We start from the raw sequence: 18,276 nt of genomic DNA on the forward strand, positions 1-18,276 counted from the left end.
AGTGCGCACGGCAATCAAGGGTCTACTCCTTCGCCCGCGGTCACTAATTTTACAGCCTGAGACGCTATGCAACCTCGACTGCGGATACTGCTATCTGCCGTTTCGACACGAGCGGAACACGATGCCCATTTCGGTTGCGCGGGCCGTGGCCGACTCCATCCGCCCCTGGGTCGCCTACGGGACAGTCGACCTTTGTTGGCATGGTGGCGAACCGCTCGCAACGGGCCGCGATCACCTCGGCAAGCTAATCGGGGAGTTCGCTGGCCTGGATGTCAAGCATGGGGTGCAGACCAACGCCACCCTGATTGACAGTGCGTGGTGCGACTTCTTTGCCGAGCGCGACATGTACGTGGGCGTCAGTGTCGACGGGTGGTCATCGGACAACGCAAATCGCGTGGATCGAGCTATGCGACCCGCGTACGACAGGATCATGCGCGGCATTGAACTTCTTCGTGCTCATGGACATGATGTCTTTGCGATCGCAGTCGTCTCGAACCCGTCTCCTGAACGTGCGCGTCGTCTGTACTCGTTCGCTGTGGAGGCTGGAATCACCTCGCTAGGCGTCAACATCGAAGAGCGAGAGGGGGTCAATGCTTCGGTTGGAGCACATGACCGTCAGTTGGTAGAAGGGTTCTGGTCAGAGCTTCTGCGCGCTTGGAAGGCTAACCCGGTCACCCGGGTACGGGAACTGGACAGGGTGCTGGGCTACGTTCGCGCAGTGCTGGAAAGCGATGAGGAGATCCGCCGCGAAAGACCATTCATCGACCCACTGCCGACTGTGGCCTATGACGGCTCGGTGACCCTCATCTCTCCAGAGTTGGCCGGTTTCAGCTCGGATGAAGGAAACTTCTCCAGTGGAAACGTCCTCGACAAGACCCTGTCCGAGATAATCAAGCGGTCGGTCGCGAACACTCCTTGGATATCCGATTTCTCGCGTGGTGTTGACGGGTGCGAACAGGCGTGTCCATATTTCGCATTCTGCGGTGGTGGGCATCCGGCGAACCGCTATTTCGAGCAAGGTCGTATGAGTGGCACCGAGACCGACTACTGCCGAAACAGCAAGATCGCACTATTCGAAGGGGTGATGCACGTTGTCCAGCTTGATCCTGTTGGAGCGCCGAATCCGGAGCCGTAGAACGGCACTCGTCGACCTGCTGCGCCTGGCCGGGAGGCTGCCCACGCCTGCCAACGCATGGAACAACGACCCGACCTGGGACAATGTCACGGGGGGCGGCGGCTTTGACAACCGCCCCGGTTGGGACAACTGGAGTAACAAGCGGTAGCCAGGCGAGCATCTACGGCACGACGATCAGGCCGGCTTCCGCCGCGAGTTGACCGGCTAGGGCGCTGGCCTGATCGCTGTAGATTCGTGCTCCGCGTAGAGCGAGCAAGCCGCGAACGCCCACCAACCTTGATCCGGTCAGATCGCAGCCGGTGGCGCGAGCGGCATCGAACTCGGTCTCAATCAGTTCGCAGTCGTCAAAGACAACGTTGGACAAGTCGCCAGCGAGTACGCTCTCGCGAAAGGAACAACGCCGGAATATTGCCGCGTTCTTTACCTTGTCGAATCGGATCGTCGCATAATCGAATCGGCATTCCTCTGCGTAGAAGTCGACAGCGTGAGCAATCGCAAGCTGAAGGCCGATGGCTTGAGACCGGACTATTTCAGTCCGCCTGGCAGTCTCCACAGAGATAGCAGAATTTGAGAGGGTGACGTCCTCGCATCGCACATTTGAAAGTGTCACTGGGTTAAGTTGCGCCCCCGAGAGATCGACCTCGGATATGAATACCGTCGAAAGCGACCCCTCGCCGACAACGCCTGATTGGTCGCTATGCACGAGGCGTATATCCCTGTAATCGAACTCCCCCCGAAAGTTGGGTGACTCAGCGGACAGGTCGTCTTCGATGGCCACGCGCTGGATCGACTTACCTGCGACCGTCAGGAACTCCATCCAGTCAAGATAGCGCACCTGCACCTCGCCTGGGGAGGTGACACGCGGCCGATGCGAAAAAGCCCTCCACGTCACTTGAGTGGTGTGGAGGGCCTAGGTGTGCATTTTCTACAGAAGGTCACGCTAATCGCCGCTAGTTGTGACATATGCTGTGGTGAACAAGCGGCTGCGCCCGACGGCGCTACTTCGGTTGACGCGCAAGGTGGCGCGGCAGCACAAACGCAGCCCGGTGGAGGAACCCGGACGGGGTAAGGGGTCGCACCGCCTGTACCTGCTGCTGGATGAAGCTGGTGCTGAAGTGGGGCGGATCGTCGTTCCCGATCATGCGCGGGAGCTGTCCTGGACGGTGTTGCGCGGCATCGAGGAAGCGCTCGCCGGTGAGATGGGAGAGCGATGGATGGAGGAGAGGTGACCGAGCGACTGCCCACCTACTCCGTCGTGGTCTCCAGGGAGGACGACCTCTGGGTGGCCGTGGTCGAGCGGCTCCCGGGTGGTGCGACGGACGTCGAGCGCTTCGGCGAGTTGCCGGACGCGGTTCGAGACCTCATCTCGACCCTGGTGGGCGTCGAGCCCGACGCGTTCTGGATCGAGTGGCGCTACCAGCAGGGCGGCGCGGATCTGACCCAGGTGATCGAGACCTTCCGCCAGTGGGAGCGGCTCGCCGCGCAGGTGGTGCGCTACCGGGACTCGTCGCGGCTGGCGGCGGTGCGGGGGCTGCGCGCCGCGGGGTTGTCGTACCGGGAGATCGCCGATGTGATCGTGGTGTCGCACCAGCGGATCGGCCAGTTGCTGGACAAGTCCGGTGGTGCCGACGTCGCCGAGAAGTCGCCGGTCAGCGTCGACGAGGCCGCTGGGGACGGCGACCGGTCGGGTGTCGCCACGCCGTTCGACATGTTGGTGGCGGCCCTGCTCGACAGCGCGCGCCGACTACCGGCGGCGTCCCGGTCCGGTCTGCTCGCCACCGCGGCGTCGCTGCTGCGCGAAGCGTCTGTGGACCTGCGTCCCGCTGGGTGACGCGGTGCGCTAGGTCGGCTCTCCGACCAGGGGGACAACGACGATCTGGTTGGGGTCCTCGTAGATGATCCGGCCGGGGGTCGGCGACTCCAGGCGGGTCCACGCGATGCCGTGGGCGTCGAGGATGTCGAGGTAGCCGGGGACGCGGTCGAGCAGGTGGGTCGCGGACGGCTTGAACCAGGCGGCGGCACCGGGGTGCAGGTCGTGGTCGTACACCGTGGGGTCGACGCTGGTGGGGTCGGCGTAGTTCGCGTCGTACCAGACGTTGCCTGCGCGGCGGAACTCGTCCTGCGCCTCGGTCAGCCGCCCGGCCCGCGCCAGGCCGTTCACCAGGCCGAACACCCCGCCGCGCCGACCGGTCGCGTCGCCGGTGGCCGCCTCGAACCGCACGTAGTGAAGATCATCCACACGCCGATCCTGCCGGCGGCTACTTGGTGACGATGGGTTCGGGCTCGGCGAAGTTGTCGCCGCCGGGGGGTGAGAGGCGGGTGGTGTGGAGGGAGATGACGCGGCCGTCGGTGCAGGTGATGCGGAGGTCGGTGACGCCCTTGTCGACGGCGTAGGTGTCGATGCTGGTGATGTCGGGGTGGGCTGTGGCGGTGAGCTGGTCGCGCAGGTAGGCGATGAAGCGGTCGCGGCGCATCAGAGGGCCGACTCGGGGATCGCGTACGCGGAGTGTGCGGGTACGCCGGGGCCGGTGACCTCGCGGACCATGACGGTGATCCGGGCGCCGCTGGCGAAGTCAACGCGGAGGCGGCTGTGGCCGTTGTCGAGCTTGGTGGCGGCGGTGATCTCGGGGTGGTCCTGGCTGAGGATGTCGAGCAGCAGGGTATCGAGTTCGCGGAGGCGCATGGATCAATATAGGCACACAAAGGCCCCCGAAATAATCCGGGGGCCTCGTGGTCAGCCGACCTTGGTGAGGAGGCTGGTGAACGCGTGAGTGGGGACGCGGAGGGTGGGGGTGGGGTTCTTGGTGTCGCGCAGGTGGACGGTGGTGGGGGTGGGGTGGGCCACCTCTACGCAGTTGTTGTTACCGCCGCCTGCGCCGCTGAAACTGCTGCTGCGCCAGGTCATCGGGTGACGCCGGTGAGGAAAGTGGCGAACGACCCGGGAGTGAAGCGCAGGGTGGGCGCGGCGTTCTTGCTGTCACGAAGGTAGACAGTGGACTCGGTGACTGGCATGGCTACCTCGACGCAGGCGTTGTTGCCGCCCCCGGCGCCGCTACGGCTGCTACGACGCCACTGAAGCTCGTTCACTTGCTCAAACTCCTTACTCTCGCGCGGATCACCTCCGCGCTGGCCTCTGGGTCCAGACTGGCGGTCCGAACCTCGTCGAACATGGTTTGGAAGTGCTGGACGTCGCTTTCATTCTCCACCCACACACCACCGGCCGGGTGCTCCAGATACACCACATCCGAGTCACCCTCGTCGCCGAAGGTCATGATCCAGCAACCCCCGGACATGTTGCCGTAGGCGCCTGTCTCGAACGGGATGATGTGAACCGTCACGTTCGGTTGCTCAATGAGGTCGAGTAGACGCTGCAACTGGTCACGAAGCACCTTGCGGCCTCCGACTTCCCGGTGCAGCACGGCGATGTCCAAGCAAACGCAAAGCTCGATCGCGTCGGGACCTTCTAGGTAGCGCTGGCGTTCCAGTCGGATGTTGACGAGTTCGTCCACATCGGAGGTCACCTTGGCGGTGGCGAAGACGGCCATCGCGTAGTCGGCGGTTTGCAGAAGGCCTGGGATTACTGAGGTTTCGAGGATGTAGATCTGCTCGGCCTCGCGCTCGGTGTTGACGAGTTCGCGGAAGGCCTTGGGGGAGTCGGCGGGGAGGCGGATCTTGGGCATGGTGACCGAGGCGGCGTCGTAGAGGGCGCTGGCCTTCTCCTCGGCGTCGTCGCCCGCGCCGTAGTAGGTCAGCAGGACGGAGACGGCGGCCCAGGCGGGCTTGTAGATGCCGTTCTCGTACCGGCTGATCGTGCTCTCCTCCGTCTTCAGCTTGCGCGCGGCGTCCACCGCGCGCAGGCCTGCTGCCTCGCGGAGCTCGCGCAGGTATCGGCCGAGTCGCTTCTTGCGTCGGGTCGGTGTTGCCGCCATGGGATGAGCCTAGCGACTGTCCGTGTGGAGCATGTGCACTCTAACGGGGCATTGTTGGAGCAACTTGCGCCGGCCTAGGTTGGCGTCACCACAACGAACGAGAGGAAGGTGCTCCCATGCTGCGCTCCGATCTGGAGATCACCACGTGGGCCAAGATCAACGACAGCTGCTCGATCTCCGCTGAGGTCGAGGGCGGGGACCTCGTCGTCCGGTTCGCCGGTCAGCTGGACAACTTCGAGGTCCTGTTCACCCCCGCCAGCCTCGACCAGCTCATCGCCGCGGCCACCGAGGGGCGAGCGCTGCTCAGCGCCTGATCGGACCCCGCAACCCGCCGCCGGTAGGGGCGTTCCCCGCCTCCGAACGGCCCTGTGACGTACCTTTTAAGGGTCCGTCCGGAAGCCAAGGGGGTGCCCACCACATGCAAGACGACCGGCGGCGGGTCCCCCCACCCGCCCAACACCCCCCACCCGGCGACGACATCTGGCCTACCGAGGACGAGACCCCACCCCCCCGAGGCGGCCGCCGTCGCCTCGAGGACAAGCCCACCGGCAGCGCGAATGACAGACCGGGCCGCCCCGAGGTCAACGGCAAGGCGAAGCAGCCAGGTGACCTCGGCTCCACCGGTTCGCGGCCCGCACCGAACGGGTCCGCACCGAACGCCGGGCGCCTGCCCGCGCGGGCACCGGGGGCGGTCCCTCGACGCGACGGACCCGTCCGGCACTCCGGCTCGCTCGGTCCGACGCCGCCCCAAGGGGGTCCCGGCCCGGCCCCACAACCCCCGCGGCGCCAGCCCCCGCAGGGCACCTCCGCCCCACCCCGGCGCGGGCCGGTCCAGGCGCCGCGTCCGCAGGACCGGCGCGCCACTCACCCGGCCGAGGCGCGCACCGAGCTCATCCCGCCGGTCGTCGAGGACGAGCCCACCGTCTTCATCCAGGCGCACCGCGGCTCGCTCGGGTACCGCGACCCCGAGACCGAGCGCATCGACTCCGAACCGGACGACCGCGTCCACCTGGACGACCCGGCCGACTACGCCGACGACGCCCTCGACGACGACCACCACCCGGCAGACGACGAGTTCGACGACGAGCCCCCGCCCGCCAAGCGCAAGGACAGCGCGGCCTTCGTCGTCGTCCGCTCGCTCGGCGAAGCCATGGTCACCCTGGGCATCGTCGTCCTGCTGTTCGTGGTCTACGAGGTCTGGGTGACCGACCTGGTGTCCGCCGAGAAGCAGGAGGACGTCACCGTCGCGCTCGACGAGCAGTGGCACCAGCCCACGGCGGCCGACCCGCAGCGGCAGCAGAAGTTCGAGTTCGCCGACGGCGAGGGCATGGCCAAGCTCTACATCCCGGCGCTCGGCGACGACTACCACTTCACCATCGTGGAGGGCACTTCCACCGCGGACCTCGAGACCGGTCCCGGCCACTACAAGAAGTCCGCGCTACCCGGCCAGCCCGGCAACTTCGCCGTCGCGGGCCACCGGGTCGGCAAGGGTGCGCCGTTCAACGACCTCGACCTGCTCTCCGCCTGCGACGCGATGGTGGTCGAGACCCAGACCAGTTGGTTCGTCTACCGGATGCTGCCCACCAACGACGACGCCAAGAACTGGACCGCCAAGGCCGCCGACCCCAAGTGCGCCGGGGTGGCCCCGCAGACCGGCGACTACGCCAAGGCGACCGGCCGCCAGATCGTCAGCCCGGCGCAGAGCGAGGTCGTCGCCCCGGTGCCCGGCAACCCGTCGGCCAAGACCCCGGCGGCCGAGCGGCAGAAGATGATCACGCTGACCACCTGCCACCCGAAGTTCTCCAACCGGCAGCGGATGATCCTGCAGGGCGTCCTCGTTCGGGAGCAGCCCAAGAACGCGGCGGAGCCCACGGCGGTTCCCGCGGAACTGCGCGAGACGGGGTAAGACCACCCTTCATGGTCCACTTCACACAGTGCTGACCAGCATCGTTACCGATATCTACCCAACCTGGTGAATCACCCGCAGCCACCGCGCGCCATCCGTGCACCCACGGCAGATTCCGATTCGTCGGAAACTGTCGTTCTGCATGGGAGTTGGGACATGTCCATATCGAGAGCGGTCCGCCGTGGCCTAGCGGCGGTATTGGCAACGGTGACCGCCGCTGCGGGGATCGTCGTCCTCGGGGCCGCTCCGGTGGAAGCCGCGATCGTGCGCCCGTTCACCCTGAACTACGACAAAGACCTCTACGGGGACTTCGTGCAGGCGGGCAACGGCAACATGCAGTGCCCGGGCGGCGCCGACCCCGTCGACCCGTTCGGTGAGCCGATCGCGACCTGCGTACAGTCCCAGGCCAGGACGAACACCACCGCCACCGGCATCAACGACAGCTATTACATGCGGTGGGCCGATGTCGACGTTTCCGCCGCGACCTACAACTCCACCACCGGCACGGTCACCGTCCCGGCGGGCGCCAAGATCGACTACGCCCGGCTGAACTGGGCGGGCGACACCGGCACCATCCGGCTCGCCGACGGCACCATCTCCGCGGTGCCCGGCTGCAACACCCGCCAGTTCCTCGCGGACGCCGGGACCGCGGTCCTGCCCGCGGGCACCCCGGAGTCGACCTCGACCCGGCTGACCGTCGGCGGCGTCACCCAGGCCGTCGCACCCCAGGTGATCAGCCGCGACGCGCTGGCGAACGTGCCGAACTCGCAGCCGCAGTTCTACACCGCGTACGCCAACGTGACCTCGCAGTTCCAGACCAACCTGACCACCGGGTCGGCGCAGACGATCACCGTCGGCAACGTCTGGTCGCCGCAGGGCTTCGGCTGCTTCGCGGGCTGGTCGCTGGTGCTGGTCTGGTACTTCGACGCGCCCAACAACGACGCCCCGGCCAAGCGCGAGGTCTACATCTACGACGGCCACGTGCGCCAGTCCTCCGCCGACGCCGCGACCACCACCACGGTGTCCGGGTTCCGCGTCGGTGACAACAACGTCCGCGTCGGCCTGACCGCCTACGAGGGCGACTTCAACATCGCAGGTGACTCCTTCTCCATCAACGGGACCGCGATCGGCGACCCGCTGGCGCCGGGCACGACGAACAACTTCTTCGTGTCGCAGGCCACCAACGCGGCCAACCCCTCGGTCGACAACAACCTGAGCGTCGACTCCAAGGTGATCCCGACGACCCTGATCACCACCGGATCGACGTCAGCGAACCTGACCTTCGCCACATCGGGTGATACCTACCTGGCGGAGAACCTGGTCCTGTCGGTGCCGATCCCGTCGATCAGCATCACCAAAACGCTCAACACCCCCGGCCCGTACAAACCGGGTGACACGGTGACCTACAACTTCTCGGTCGTGTCACCGGGTGGGTCCAATGCCACCAGCGTCGAAGTGGACGACCCGCTCGCCGCGGACTGCGACGAGGTCATCGGCTCACTGCTCGCCGACGTGCCCTACACCTACTCGTGCACCGGCATCGCGGGCGCGGACGACTACACGAACACCGCGACAGCGACGGGTGACGACCCGTTCGGCGACCCGCTCACCGCGACCGGCTCCGTGCCCGTCGTCGTGGTCAACCCGTCGATCGACATCACCAAGGTCGCCGACAAGCCGAACTACCTCACCGGCGAGACGATCACCTTCACCATCACCGTCCACAACGACGGCGACAGCAACATCACCGGCATCACCGTGTCCGACCCGACCGTGCCCGCGTGCGCCAACGCCGTGATCGGCACGCTCGGCGCCGGTGGCAGCACCAACTACACCTGCACCGCGACGGCGCCGATCACCGGTGACAGCAACACCGCCACCGTCAACGGCACCGACGTGCTCGGCGACCCGATCAGCGACTCGGCCACCGCCTCGGTCCCGACCGTGGGCGAGATCTCCGGCCGCGTGTTCGCCGACCGGAGCAACAACGGCACCTACGACCCGGGCGCCACGCAGTACGACACCGGGATCAGCGGCGTGACCGTCACGCTGACCGGTACCACCGCGGGCGGTACCCCGGTCAACACGCCCGGCACCACCGCCAGCGACGGAACGTTCGTGTTCCCGCTCATCGAGGCCGGTACGTACACGGTCACCGAGACCCAGCCCGCCGCCTACGACGACGGCACGGACACCGCGGGCACGCACGCCGTGACGGGTGGCAACGACATCTTCACGGTGACGTTGACCTCCGGGCAGTCGAGCACCGGCAACCTCTTCGCCGAACGGCCGACGTCGAGCCTGGCCGGACGGGTCTACCTGGACGCCGACAACAGCGGCACGGTCAACGGGGCCGAGGGCGCGCTCCCGAGCGGCCCCGCGGTGGCGATCGCCCTGACCGGTACCGACAACGGCGGTAACGCGGTCACGCTGTCGACCACGACCGACGGCTCGGGCAACTACACCTTCTCGGCGCTGCGGCCCGGTACCTACACGATCACCGAGACCCAGCCCGCCGGGTTCACCGACGGCAAGGAGACCGTCGGCACCGCGGGCGGCACGCTCTCGCCGCCCAACGCCATCAGCGCCATCCCGCTGGCGGCGCGCACGACCGGCACCGGCTACCTCTTCGGTGAGTACGTGGCCACCTCGATCGCGGGCAGCGTCCTCGACGACGGCGGCAACGGGATCGGCAACGTGACCATCACCCTCTCCGGTTCCGCGTCGGCCACGACCACCACGGCGCCCAACGGCACGTTCTCCTTCCCGAACCTGGCTCCCGGCACGTACACGATCACCGAGACCCAGCCGATCGCGTACGGGGACGGCCCGGAGTCCGCGGGCAACCCGGCGGGCAACACCTCCGTCAACGACGTGATCAGCGGCATCGTGCTGTCCTCCGGCACCGCGGGCGCCGAGTACGTCTTCGCCGAGGACCGGGGCTCCATCGCGGGTGTCGTGTTCGACGACTACGACAACGACGGCACCAAGGACGCGGGCGAACCGGGCCTGGAGGCCTCGGTCACCCTGAGCGGGGTCGACGCCAACGGGGTCACCATCACCCCGGTGCAGATCACGTCCAACGACATCACCGGCGTGTACACCTTCCCGAACCTGCTCGGTGGCACGTACGTGCTGACCGAGGTGACGCCGGTGAACCGGCTCGACGGCAAGGAGACGGTCGGCAGCACCGGCGGCACGCTGAACCCGCCGAACGCGATCACCAACATCACGCTGGCGGGCGGCGAGGACGCGACCGGCTACACCTTCGGTGAGCTGACCGCGTCGTCCATCTCGGGTCTGGTCACCGACGACGCCTCGACGCCGAACCCGCTGCCGGGCGTGACGGTCACGCTGACCGGTGTCGACGACCTCGGCGTCACGATCACGCCGATCCCCGTGGTCACCGGGCCCGACGGCACCTACGAGTTCACCGGCCTGCGCCCCGGCACCTACACCCTGGCCGAGTCGCAGCCCAACGGGTACGGGCAGGGCACGTCGGCGGCGGGCCTCGAGGGCGGCAACGACACGCTGCCGAACTTCATCACCGGCATCGACCTCGACCCGAACAAGTCGATCACCGACTACAACTTCGTCGACGCGCTCACCTCGATCGAGGGCGTGGTCTTCCAGGACAACAACCGCAACGGCAGCCAGCAGGTCGGCGAGCCGGGCATCTCCGACGTGGTCCTGCACCTGACCGGTACCGACGTCAACGGCCTGACGGTCAACGTGAGCGCGACCAGCAAGGGCGACGGGTCCTACCTGTTCCCCGAACTGGTGGCGGGCACCTACTCGCTGACCGAGGAGCAGCCGGACAACTACAACGACGGCCCGGACACCCCCGGCAACAGCGGCGGGGCGACCAGCGGATCGGACACGATCACGCCGATCACCCTGGTCGCGGGCGAGAACGCGACCGGCTACCTCTTCGCCGAGTACCCCGACTCCATCGGCGGCCGGGTGTGGGTCGACCTCGACGGCGACGGCGTCATCGACAACGACGAGCCGACCCGCCTGCCGAACGTGACCGTGACGCTGCAGGACGGCAACGGCGTGCTGATCACCACGACCACCACCGACAGCAACGGGCACTACACCTTCCCGAACCTGCCGCTGGGCAACTACATCGTGGTGGAGACCCAGCCGGTCGGCTACGGGTCGACGACGCCGAACACGGTGCCGGTGACCCTGCTGCAGATCAACCCGAACACGGTCGACGGCAAGACGGTCAACTTCGGTGAGCGGCACGGCAGCATCGGTGACTTCGTCTGGAGCGACACCAACGGCAACGGGCTGCAGGACAGCGGCGAGCCGGGTGTGGCCGGGGTGACGCTGACGCTCTACAGCGACAACGGCACGCCGATCACCACGACCACCACCGACGGCGACGGCAAGTACCACTTCGCTGACCTGCCGTCGGGCACCTACTACGTCGGGGCCACGCTGCCCGCGGGCAAGTCGTTCACCAAGCCCAACGTGGAGGGTGACGCGCTCAACTCCGACGTGAGCTGGGTGACCGGGGTCAGCGCGGCGCTGGTGGTCGAACCGGACGGCAACGGTGCCATCCCGCAACTGACCGATGTGGACGCCGGTCTGGTCACCAAGGTCGTCGACCTCGCGGTCGGGGTCGCCACCCCGACCCCGAGCGCCAACATCGGCCAGACGGTGATCTTCACCGCGACCGTGTCCAACACCGGCACCACGCCGGTGCAGGGCGCGATCACCACGATCACCATCCCGAACGGCCTGCAGGTCACCTCGGCCGGTGGCACCGCGGTCCCGGCGGCGAGCTCGCAGGACATCAACGCGGCCGCCGCGATCGCGTGGCAGTGCACGACCGCGGGTCAGATCGTGACCTGCTCGACCGACGCGACCATCCTGCCCGGTCAGACCCTCGGCGCGATCACCGTCAACACGACGGCGATCACGGCGGTGACCGACACGACCGCGCGGGCGACCATCACGCTGGCCGACGGGTCCTCGGACGACAACCCGAACAACGACGCCGCGGTGGTCACCGTCGGGGTCTCGGCCACCTCGGACGACACGGGGCTGGTCGACACCGGCGCTGACGTCAAGTGGCCGTTCTTCGGTGGCCTGTTCCTGCTCCTGGTCGGGGCGGTGACGGTGTTCATCACCCGCAGGCGGCGCGGGCAGCAGTAGTCGCTAGCTCTCACCGACGAGGCCCGCGGGTGTGACGCCCGCGGGCCTCGTCGCGTGTGGACCCTGCTTTCGTCGGTTGTGATCACGACCCGTTACGTGCATCGCTGGATCGTGGTGTGTGTTCGTTATCTGATTTCACCTGTTCAGCCCAAAATGTCGATCAAGGACTGGTGCCTGGTAGCCGGCTGGCGTAAACCATCACCCATCAGTGGGTCAGTGGTTGGAGGCAGCATGGGTGAGCCGGTCAATGCGAACTGGCAGGGGTTCTGGACGGACACGCCGCAGGAGCAGGGGGTGGCCATCTGGGACAGCGCGCCCGAGGTGACCTCCACCGCACACCTGCCGTTATTCGCCCCGCACTTCGCCGTCGACCTCCCGGTGCTCGACGTCGGCTGCGGCAACGGCACCCAGTCCGCCGCCCTCGCCGAGCACTACGACCGGGTCCTCGGCCTCGACTTCGCCCCCGCCGCCATCGCCCACGCCACCACCTTGTACGCCGACTCGGGCGTCGACTTCCGCACCTTCGACCTCGCCGACACCGCGGGCGCCACCGCCCTGCACGCGGAACTCGGCGACGTGAACATCTACATGCGCGGCGTCCTGCACCAGATGCCGGACGAGCGCCGCGCGGATGCCGCTGCTTCTTTGGCGATTCTGCTTGGCTCGGCTGGGCATCTGTTCGCCGTCGAACTCGCGCCCGCTGCTGGCGACACGATCAAGTCCGCGATGTCGGAGAGCCCCACGGCCGTACCGAAGATGCGTCAGGTCTTCAAACACAACCTCACCCCGGCGGCTTGGGTGGAGGGGAAACTGGCGGAACTCCTCACTGGGGCAGGGCTTGTCACCTTGGAGACGGGGCCGATCGTGCTGCAGGGGACGGACACCCGCGTGGACGGCTCCCGGCTCGACCTGCCCATGACTTACGCGATCGCCCGGCGGGCCTGAGGTCGGCGCCCCTGGTCGCCTCTTCTGGCGACCAGGGGTGTTTTCGCACTCCTGGTGGTAGCCGCGCTGACGCTCACTCGGGCGATCTTCTTGGCTTGGTGCGGGGCGCTCGGGTTCCTTCCCCAGGTCGCGTTGTCCACAAGGGGGCGAGTTATCCACAGGTTTTCGCCGTCACTCCTTCGGGGGAGGGGGTCCCTGTATACTGGGCCTGGGGACGCCCCCCGGGACAGGGTGGGGGCTGGGGTTCTCGGGGGCGGCCTCCGGAACGGCGGCTGGTGATCACGCCGGGCTGCCTGGGCGATGGCTTGTGCGGCCGGGGCGGGGCCGGCTGGCTGGGGCGGTTGGTCGGGTGGGTCGGGGGCGGCGGCCTGGCTTGGTGGGTGGGGAGGCGGGGGCATGATCCACGCCACTCCACGGGTGGGGGGTGGGTGGATAGGGTCGGGGGTGTGATTGAGCTGATCCTGCCCTCGGCCGTGGTGGCGGTGGAGGCGTTCGTGGACCCGCCGGGGGCTGTGTTGTTGCCGGAGGAGGAGCCGTTCGTCGCCAAGGCGGTGGAGAAGCGGCGGCGGGAGTACACGACGGTGCGGCACTGTGCGCGGGAGGCGTTGGCGCGGTTGGGGCGGGGGCCCGCGCCGATCCTGCCGGGGGAGAAGGGGGCGCCGCGGTGGCCGGAGGGGGTGGTGGGGAGCATGACCCACTGCGCCGGGTACCGGGCCGCTGTGCTGGCTGAGGCCTCGGAGATCACCACGGTCGGCATCGACGCCGAGCCGCACGTCGCCCTGCCGGATGGGGTGCTCGACGCGGTCAGCCTGCCCGAGGAGCGCGTCCACCTGGCCGACCTCGCCCGGCAGCACCCCGACGTGCACTGGGACAAGCTCCTGTTCGCCGCCAAGGAGAGCGTCTACAAGGCCTGGTTCCCCCTGGCCCACAAGTGGCTCGGCTTCTCCGAAGCCCACATCCGCCTCGACCCCGACGGCACCTACACCGCCGACCTCCTCGTCTCCGGCCCCACCGTCAACGGCACCGAACTCACCGGCTTCACCGGCCGCTGGACCACCGGCAACGACCTCGTCATCGCCGCCATCGCCGTCTCCTGAACCGCGCGGCCCCCGTCCTGAGCACTAGTCCGGCGTATACGCGGAACGATCTGGGCGGGTTGGCCAGGTCGTGGCGTAACTCGCTGGGTGAGCTGGGGTTTTGGCAGCCCTGTGTTCCGGGAATAGGGCGGCGGTTGTTGTGGGGCATTGCTTGTCGGAATGAGCGGAATACCTTCCTGAGCGGAGTTCCCTGCGTGAGGAAGGTTTGGTTTCAGTGGACGCGAAACGATGGTGGGCTGTTGGTGCGGCCCTGTGTTTGGTCGGTGGTTTGTCGGGGGTAGTCGCGGCGCAGGAGTCGGGGGTGGCGCCTGCTGCGGCGGAGGTCGTGGTGGTCGGGGCCGGGGACATCTGCGGGTCCAACTGCAAGCAGACGGCCGATCTGGTGAAGGCGGCGAATCCGGCGGCGGTGTTCACGACCGGGGACAACGCGTACGAGAACGGGTCGCTCAGTGATTACCGGACCTACTACGAGCCCGCGTGGGGGCAGTTCCGGTCGTTGATCAAACCGGTTCCCGGGAACCACGAATACCAGACCAGTGGGGCCGCCGGGTATTGGGACTACTTCAACGGCGCCGGGAACAACAACGGGGTCGCGGGGGAGCGCGGGAAGGGGTACTACAGCTGGGACGTCGGCGACTGGCACTTCGTCGCGATCAACAGCAACATCTCGATGTCCGCCGGGTCCGCGCAGGAGGTGTGGCTGCGCAACGACCTCAAGGCGACGAGCAAGCCGTGCACCGCGGCGTACTTCCACCACCCGCTGTTCACCCGCGGCTCGCACAGCGCGACGACCACCACCCGGCCGATCTGGCAGGCCCTGTACGACGCCAAGGCCGACCTGATCCTCAACGGCCACGACCACAACTACCAGCGGTACGCCCCGCAACGCCCCGACGGCACCGCGGACGCGACCAACGGCATCCGCGAGGTCCTGGTCGGCACCGGCGGCCGCGCGTTCTACCAGTTCTCCCGCACCATGCCCAACATCGAGGCCAGCAACGACAGCACCTACGGCATCCTCAAGCTGAACCTCTCCGCCACCGGCTACCGCGGGCAGTTCATCCCGGTCGCGGGCCGCACGTTCACCGACGAGTTCTCCGGTTCCTGCAAGCCGAAGGGCAGCACCGGCGGCTTCTCGCTGACCGCCGATCCCGCGACCGTGGCGCCCGGCGGGTCCACCACCACGAAGGTCACCGTCAGCGGCACCGGATCGGCCACCCTCAGCCTGTCCGGCCTGCCCTCCGGCGTGACCGCGAGCATCCAGCCGAACCCGGTCACCGCCCCCGGCGCGGCGACCGTCACCCTCAACGCGGCGAGCAACGCGACCCCCGGGACCAGCACGGTCACGGTCTCCGGCACCGCCAACGGCCAGACCAAGACGGCGACGTTCGCGCTCACGGTCGGTACCACCGCGGACGTCTACTTCGACGACTTCGAGCGTGACACCGGCTGGACGGTCAACGCCGCGGGCACCGACGCCGCGACCACCGGCGTCTGGGAGCGCGGCGACCCCGAGGCCACCGCGGAGAGCGGCGACAAGCAGCTCGGCACCACGACCAGCGGCACGAACAGCCTGGTCACCGGCCGTCTCGCCGGGTCGGGCGCGGGCAGCTACGACGTCGACGGCGGCCGCACCTCGGTGCGCTCCCCGGCGATCACCCTGCCCAGCGGCGCGCTGCGGCTGTCCTTCCGGTGGAGCGTCGGGCTCGGCGCCAACGCGTCCACTGAGGACTATCTCAAAGTGACGGTGCAGGGCACGAGCAGCACCGTCGTGCTCGACCAGAAGGGGACCGGCGCGCACGTCAACGGGTCGTGGCGCACCGCGTCGGTGGACCTGTCGGCGTTCGCGGGGCAGACGGTCCGGCTGCTGGTCGAGGCGGCGGACGGCGGGTCGGCGAGCCTGGTGGAAGCCCAGGTCGACGACGTCCGGGTCAGCCGGGGGTAGGGGTGTACCTGCGCGAACTCCCGCACAGGGTGAGGTCGGGCAGGGCGGCGCGGTCGGCGGCGAGCAAGGTGCCGTCGACCGTGCTCGCCCTCGGCGTGGTCAGCCTGCTGACCGACATCTCGGCCGAGATGGTCACCGCGTTCCTGCCGATGTACCTGGTTTACGGACTCGGCGCGGGATACCTGCAACTCGGCCTGGTCGACGGCCTCTACACCGGTGCCACCGCACTGTTGCGACTCGCAGGCGGTCACCTCGCGGATCGCACCGGGAAGCCGAAGGCAGTCGCGCTGGTCGGGTACGGCCTATCGGCGGTGACCAAGCTCGGGTTCCCGGCCGCTGGGTCGTCGCTGCCGATGATCGGTGGGTTGCTCGCGGTTGACCGTGCAGGCAAGGGGATCCGCACCGGGCCGCGGGACGCGATGATCACGTTCGCCAGTCCGGCCGGGCAGCTCGGGCGGGCGTTCGGGGTGCACCGGATGCTGGACGCGGTGGGCGCGCTGCTGGGTCCGGTCGTCGCGTTCGCCCTGATCGCGTTCGCGGCCCCGGACTCGGTGTTCGTCGTGAGCTTCTGCTTCGCGGCGGCCGGGGTCCTGGTGCTGGCGACGTGGGTGCGTGATCCCGGGGGTCAGGTCGAGCGCGTTCGCCTTGACCTGCGGGCACTGTTGCGACCGGAGTACCGGCGGGCGACGGTTCTCGCAACGGTGCTCGGCCTGGCCACGATCAGCGACGCGTTCCTGTTCCTGGCCGCCCAGCAGCGCACCGGCGTCGACCCGGGGTGGCTGCCGCTGCTGCCGGTCGGGGTCGCGGTGACCTACCTGACCTGCGCGGTTCCCATGGGACGGCTGGCGGACCGGCTCGGGCGGTGGCGGGTGTTCCTGCTCGGGCACCTGCTGTTGCTCGCGGTGTACGTGCTGCTGTTCGTCGGCGGCAACTGGCTGGTGCTGGTGGCGGCGCTCGGGTTGCACGGGCTGTTCTACGCGGCGACCGACGGCGTGCTGATGGCGTGCGTCGGGCCGTTGGTGCCAGTGGGTCAGACGGCGGGTGGGCTGGCGGTCGTGCAGACGGTGCAAGCGCTTGCCCGGACGTGCGCGGCTGTGGTGTTCGGTGCCTTGGCGGCGTTCGGCGGCCTCGGCGTGTCCTTTGTGTACTTTGGAATCGCGCTCGCGGTGGCGGTCGCGGTGGGCTGGAGGTCGCGGTGAGGAAGGTCGTGGGTGTCGCGGCGATGGTCGCGCTGGTGGCGGCCACGGTGACGTACGTGGTGGTGTCCGCCTCGCCTGGTGGCGCGGTTGACCTGGGTGCGCCGGATTCGTTGATATACGTGGAGAACGGGCGTGTTGGGCGTGCTCCGCTGGCGTCGCCTGAGGCTGGGTCCGTTGGCGGGATGTCGTGTTTGCGCGTCTACTCGGCCGCTTCGACCACGGTGTGTTTGCGCACGGTGGCCATTCCGCCGAGTTTCGAGGCTGCCGTGTACTCGGGGAACTCGCTGGAGAAGACCATTCCACTGGACGGGACTCCCAGCCGTGCCCGGGTGTCCCGGTCGGGTCGTCTCGTCGCGTGGACCGTCTTCCGCGAGGGCGATTCCTACATGCCCGCTGGCTACTTCTCCACCACGGCGGGCATTTACGACCGTGAGACCGGGGTGCTGTACGGGTCGATGGAGGACTTCACCGTCCAGGGGTTGGACTCCCACGACCGCAACTTCTGGGGCATCACCTTCACCCCGGACGACAAGGGCTTCTACGCCACCCTGTCCACCGGCGGCAAGAACTGGCTGATCAAGGGCGACCTGGCCACCCGAACCCTGGTCCCCCTCCGCGAGAACGTCGAATGCCCATCCCTATCCCCGGACGGCACCCGCCTCGCCTACAAGAAACGCCTCAACGACCACTGGCGCCTGCACCTCCTGGACCTGGCCACCAACACCGAAACCCCACTCGGCGACCCCACCGAAGTCGACGACCAAGCCGCCTGGCTGGACAACAACACCCTCGCCTACGCCCGCTCCCCATCCCCTGGAGAGCCACCCGCCATCTACAGCCTGCCCATCGACGGCCAACCCCGATTGCTGAAACCAAACGCGACCTCACCCGCCGCGACGACCGGAGGATGACCGGTATTTGGGCCATCTCGACTGGCCCAAGCACCGCTCGGCG

19 protein-coding genes are annotated in these 18,276 nt (G+C 68.0%); 12 read left to right on the top strand and 7 right to left on the bottom strand.

Features of this window, described 5'->3' with window-relative positions; genetic code table 11:
* The first annotated feature begins 1 nt into the window (after nt 1).
* Together amcB and amcA are read left to right on the top strand one after the other, a co-directional pair.
* Nucleotides 2-1,135, top strand: coding sequence for a cyclophane-forming radical SAM peptide maturase AmcB (gene amcB, locus LV79_RS24130; RefSeq protein ID WP_285470428.1), 1,134 nt, complete (start codon nt 2-4; stop codon nt 1,133-1,135).
* Complete coding sequence (gene amcA, locus LV79_RS34845) at nt 1,110-1,283, top strand: multiple cyclophane-containing RiPP AmcA (RefSeq protein WP_372495480.1); 174 nt, start codon at nt 1,110-1,112, stop codon at nt 1,281-1,283. The genes amcB and amcA overlap by 26 nt, the downstream gene beginning before the upstream one ends.
* Before the next feature lie 12 nt (nt 1,284-1,295).
* Here the strand turns inward: amcA and LV79_RS24135 are convergent, their stop codons facing one another.
* On the bottom strand, nt 1,296-1,952 hold the full coding sequence (locus LV79_RS24135; protein ID WP_253840532.1) for a pentapeptide repeat-containing protein: 657 nt from the start codon (nt 1,950-1,952) through the stop codon (nt 1,296-1,298).
* Nucleotides 1,953-2,106: 154 nt separating this feature from the next.
* Between LV79_RS24135 and LV79_RS24140 the strand changes: the two genes are divergently transcribed.
* Both LV79_RS24140 and LV79_RS24145 read left to right on the top strand, forming a co-directional pair.
* A complete protein-coding gene (locus LV79_RS24140) occupies nt 2,107-2,364 on the top strand; it encodes a hypothetical protein (protein ID WP_253840533.1) in 258 nt (85 codons plus the stop codon).
* On the top strand, nt 2,361-2,966 hold the full coding sequence (locus LV79_RS24145) for a hypothetical protein (protein ID WP_253840534.1): 606 nt from the start codon (nt 2,361-2,363) through the stop codon (nt 2,964-2,966). Before LV79_RS24140 ends, LV79_RS24145 begins: the two co-directional genes overlap by 4 nt.
* Before the next feature lie 9 nt (nt 2,967-2,975).
* On the opposite strand, the gene LV79_RS24150 is transcribed toward LV79_RS24145, so the two are convergent.
* The 6 genes from LV79_RS24150 to LV79_RS24175 are packed head-to-tail and all read right to left on the bottom strand — an operon-like array spanning nt 2,976 to nt 5,064.
* Nucleotides 2,976-3,374 (bottom strand): hypothetical protein, encoded by a 399-nt coding sequence (locus tag LV79_RS24150; RefSeq protein ID WP_253840535.1) that lies wholly within the window; start codon nt 3,372-3,374, stop codon nt 2,976-2,978.
* A gap of 19 nt (nt 3,375-3,393) precedes the next feature.
* Nucleotides 3,394-3,609: a hypothetical protein gene (locus LV79_RS24155; RefSeq protein ID WP_253840536.1), complete on the bottom strand. Its 216-nt coding sequence runs from the start codon at nt 3,607-3,609 to the stop codon at nt 3,394-3,396.
* The gene (locus tag LV79_RS24160; protein ID WP_253840537.1) at nt 3,609-3,818 is read right to left on the bottom strand and encodes a hypothetical protein; all 210 of its coding nucleotides are present in this window, start codon (nt 3,816-3,818) and stop codon (nt 3,609-3,611) included. Before LV79_RS24160 ends, LV79_RS24155 begins: the two co-directional genes overlap by 1 nt.
* Before the next feature lie 51 nt (nt 3,819-3,869).
* Complete coding sequence (locus tag LV79_RS24165) at nt 3,870-4,040, bottom strand: DUF397 domain-containing protein (RefSeq protein ID WP_253840538.1); 171 nt, start codon at nt 4,038-4,040, stop codon at nt 3,870-3,872.
* Nucleotides 4,037-4,222: a DUF397 domain-containing protein gene (locus tag LV79_RS24170; RefSeq protein ID WP_092783438.1), complete on the bottom strand. Its 186-nt coding sequence runs from the start codon at nt 4,220-4,222 to the stop codon at nt 4,037-4,039. Before LV79_RS24170 ends, LV79_RS24165 begins: the two co-directional genes overlap by 4 nt.
* On the bottom strand, nt 4,219-5,064 hold the full coding sequence (locus LV79_RS24175; protein WP_253840539.1) for a helix-turn-helix domain-containing protein: 846 nt from the start codon (nt 5,062-5,064) through the stop codon (nt 4,219-4,221). The genes LV79_RS24170 and LV79_RS24175 overlap by 4 nt, the downstream gene beginning before the upstream one ends.
* A 116-nt stretch (nt 5,065-5,180) precedes the next feature.
* Between LV79_RS24175 and LV79_RS24180 the strand changes: the two genes are divergently transcribed.
* The 8 genes from LV79_RS24180 to LV79_RS24215 all read left to right on the top strand — a co-directional run bounded on the left by LV79_RS24180 (nt 5,181) and on the right by LV79_RS24215 (nt 18,233).
* A complete protein-coding gene (locus LV79_RS24180; protein WP_253840540.1) occupies nt 5,181-5,378 on the top strand; it encodes a hypothetical protein in 198 nt (65 codons plus the stop codon).
* Between the two features lie 104 nt (nt 5,379-5,482).
* Nucleotides 5,483-6,970, top strand: a complete 1,488-nt coding sequence (locus LV79_RS24185; RefSeq protein WP_253840541.1) for a class E sortase — start codon at nt 5,483-5,485, stop codon at nt 6,968-6,970.
* A 156-nt stretch (nt 6,971-7,126) separates the two neighbouring features.
* Entirely contained in the window at nt 7,127-12,136 is a 5,010-nt protein-coding gene (locus LV79_RS24190; RefSeq protein ID WP_253840542.1) for an SdrD B-like domain-containing protein, read from the top strand.
* Between the two features lie 231 nt (nt 12,137-12,367).
* Nucleotides 12,368-13,081, top strand: coding sequence for a class I SAM-dependent methyltransferase (locus tag LV79_RS24195; protein ID WP_253840543.1), 714 nt, complete (start codon nt 12,368-12,370; stop codon nt 13,079-13,081).
* A gap of 446 nt (nt 13,082-13,527) precedes the next feature.
* A complete protein-coding gene (locus LV79_RS24200; protein ID WP_253840544.1) occupies nt 13,528-14,178 on the top strand; it encodes a 4'-phosphopantetheinyl transferase family protein in 651 nt (216 codons plus the stop codon).
* A 301-nt stretch (nt 14,179-14,479) separates the two neighbouring features.
* The gene (locus LV79_RS24205; protein WP_253840545.1) at nt 14,480-16,123 is read left to right on the top strand and encodes a metallophosphoesterase; all 1,644 of its coding nucleotides are present in this window, start codon (nt 14,480-14,482) and stop codon (nt 16,121-16,123) included.
* A 29-nt stretch (nt 16,124-16,152) separates the two neighbouring features.
* Nucleotides 16,153-17,322 carry an MFS transporter gene (locus LV79_RS24210; RefSeq protein ID WP_253840546.1) on the top strand — a complete coding sequence of 390 codons (1,170 nt, stop codon included), beginning with the start codon at nt 16,153-16,155 and terminating at the stop codon, nt 17,320-17,322.
* The gene (locus LV79_RS24215) at nt 17,319-18,233 is read left to right on the top strand and encodes a TolB family protein (protein WP_253840547.1); all 915 of its coding nucleotides are present in this window, start codon (nt 17,319-17,321) and stop codon (nt 18,231-18,233) included. The genes LV79_RS24210 and LV79_RS24215 overlap by 4 nt, the downstream gene beginning before the upstream one ends.
* Nucleotides 18,234-18,276: the final 43 nt, after the last annotated feature.

This window comes from Actinokineospora globicatena (genome assembly GCF_024171945.1).
GTDB lineage: Bacteria > Actinomycetota > Actinomycetes > Mycobacteriales > Pseudonocardiaceae > Actinokineospora > Actinokineospora globicatena.

Bases quoted from the DNA above. Each gene is read 5' to 3' on its own strand.
- LV79_RS24135 (WP_253840532.1), bottom strand. From the start codon at position 1,952: ATGGAGTTCCTGACGGTCGCAGGTAAGTCGATCCAGCGCGTGGCCATC.
- LV79_RS24155 (WP_253840536.1), bottom strand. From the start codon at position 3,609: ATGCGCCGCGACCGCTTCATCGCCTACCTGCGCGACCAGCTCACCGCC.
- LV79_RS24160 (WP_253840537.1), bottom strand. From the start codon at position 3,818: ATGCGCCTCCGCGAACTCGATACCCTGCTGCTCGACATCCTCAGCCAG.
- LV79_RS24165 (WP_253840538.1), bottom strand. From the start codon at position 4,040: ATGACCTGGCGCAGCAGCAGTTTCAGCGGCGCAGGCGGCGGTAACAAC.
- LV79_RS24175 (WP_253840539.1), bottom strand. From the start codon at position 5,064: ATGGCGGCAACACCGACCCGACGCAAGAAGCGACTCGGCCGATACCTG.
- LV79_RS24180 (WP_253840540.1), top strand. From the start codon at position 5,181: ATGCTGCGCTCCGATCTGGAGATCACCACGTGGGCCAAGATCAACGAC.
- LV79_RS24185 (WP_253840541.1), top strand. From the start codon at position 5,483: ATGCAAGACGACCGGCGGCGGGTCCCCCCACCCGCCCAACACCCCCCA.
- LV79_RS24190 (WP_253840542.1), top strand. From the start codon at position 7,127: ATGTCCATATCGAGAGCGGTCCGCCGTGGCCTAGCGGCGGTATTGGCA.
- LV79_RS24195 (WP_253840543.1), top strand. From the start codon at position 12,368: ATGGGTGAGCCGGTCAATGCGAACTGGCAGGGGTTCTGGACGGACACG.